This window comes from Stenotrophomonas sp. TWI1409 (assembly GCF_039673015.1).
GTDB lineage: Bacteria > Pseudomonadota > Gammaproteobacteria > Xanthomonadales > Xanthomonadaceae > Stenotrophomonas > Stenotrophomonas maltophilia_A.
Map to the genome: position 1 here is coordinate 1 of NZ_JBDJKU010000139.1, position 1637 is coordinate 1637.

The window sequence follows — 1637 nt, forward strand, 5'->3', positions numbered from 1 at the left end:
GAGGGGATTAAGTCGTTTGTGCCTCAAACGACTTAATCCCCTCCGTCCCCTTTTTCGGCTGCCGGCCAGCGGCCGGCACTACCCGTGCGTCACTTCGAGGGCTGGATGCGAACCCGGATTTCTTCCTCTTCCGGTGCGGCCTGCGGAGCCGGTTGCGCCTGCTGCGGCTGGGTCTGCGGGGCAGGGGCCGGTGCGACCGGCGCCGGGGCGCCACGATGGCGCAGGCCGATCACCAGCGCCACGCCGGCGATCACCACCAGCAGGGCGATGCGGATGCGCCAGGCCCAGCCACGGCCGCCGCCGGTCGTCTCTGCGGTGTCGCGGAAGGCGAATTCGGCGGTCGGATGGTCGCGGCGGGTGGTGTCGAGCAGTCGCGCCTCGCGCAGGATTTCACGCGCGCGCGGCTGGTCGTCGGCGCGCACGATCCACACCGCTGGGTAGGCGTTGGCGTTGCCCAGGTCGGTATAGCTGAACTGGCCGCGGCGACGGGTCTTGTACGAGCGCCCATTGGTCACCTTGACGTCGATGCCATGCCCGCGCAGGAGCTCGGCGACGCCTTCAACGGTTTCCACACGCTGGCTGCTGAAGATCTGGCGCATCGGATCAGTCCTTGGCCGGCACGGCGGCGGCCGCGGCCTGGTCGGGAACCACGCGGATCAGGCCTTCCTGCGCGGTGCTGGCCACCAGCACGCCATTGCGGGTGAAGAACTGGCCGCGGGCCAGGCCGCGCGAATCCTGCGCGCTGGGGCTGTCCAGCGAGTACAGCAGCCAGTCGTCGGCGCGGAACGGGCGGTGGAACCAGATCGCGTGGTCGAGCGAGGCCATCTGCACGTGCGGGTGGTAGTAGCTGATGCCATGCGGGAACGTGGCGGTGCCCAACAGGTGGAAGTCGGAGGCATAGGCCAGCAGCGCCTGGTGCAGCTCGGGCGCATCGCCGACCGGCTCGCTCAGGCGCAGCCACACCTGGTGGTAGGGCGGGCGCTTGGGCGGGTTGAGTTCATCGCGCGGGTAGACGTGGCGGAACTCGAACGGGCCGCCGCGCGACAGCCAGCGCTGCACCTTGATTGGCAGCCGCTCCAGCACTTCGGCCGGCAGCGGGCGGTTCGGTTCGATGTCTTCCGGCTGCGGCACTTCGGGCATCTTGTGCTGGTGCTCGGCGCCGGTCTCGGCCTGCTGGAACGAGGCCGCGCAGAAGAAGATCACCTTGCCGTGCTGGATCGCAGTGACGCGGCGCACCGAGAAACTGCCGCCGTCGCGGGTACGGTCGACGTCGTAGACGATGGGGTGGTCGATGTTGCCGGCGCGCAGGAAGTAGGCGTGCAGCGAGTGCACGTGGCGCCCGTTGTCGACCGTGGCCTGCGCCGCAGCCAGCGCCTGGCCCAGCACCTGGCCGCCGAACACGTACTTGGTGCCGATGTCGCGGCTCTGCCCGCGGAACAGGTTGTCCTCCAGCCGCTCCAGGGTAAGCAGGTCGATCAGCTCGGAGACGACGGGTTCGGGCGTGTCGTTCAAGGGGGCGGCCACAGCAATGAAGAGGCCCCGATTATACCGTTGCAGGCCAGTCCATCATTGGTAGTGCCGGGGGGGGGGGGGGCCCCCACCAGCAGATCCAACGGCACAGCCCGGGGGGGGCGCCC

Annotated in this window: 2 protein-coding genes; both read right to left on the minus strand. The window is 69.5% G+C overall.

The window, feature by feature from the left end; translation table 11 throughout:
- Positions 1-89: 89 nt before the first annotated feature.
- Positions 90-599, minus strand: a complete 510-nt coding sequence (locus ABE423_RS20670; protein ID WP_032127591.1) for a pathogenicity-like protein — start codon at positions 597-599, stop codon at positions 90-92.
- Between the two features lie 4 nt (positions 600-603).
- Positions 604-1512 (minus strand): acyl-CoA thioesterase II, encoded by a 909-nt coding sequence (tesB, locus tag ABE423_RS20675; RefSeq protein ID WP_008265305.1) that lies wholly within the window; start codon positions 1510-1512, stop codon positions 604-606.
- Positions 1513-1637: the final 125 nt, after the last annotated feature.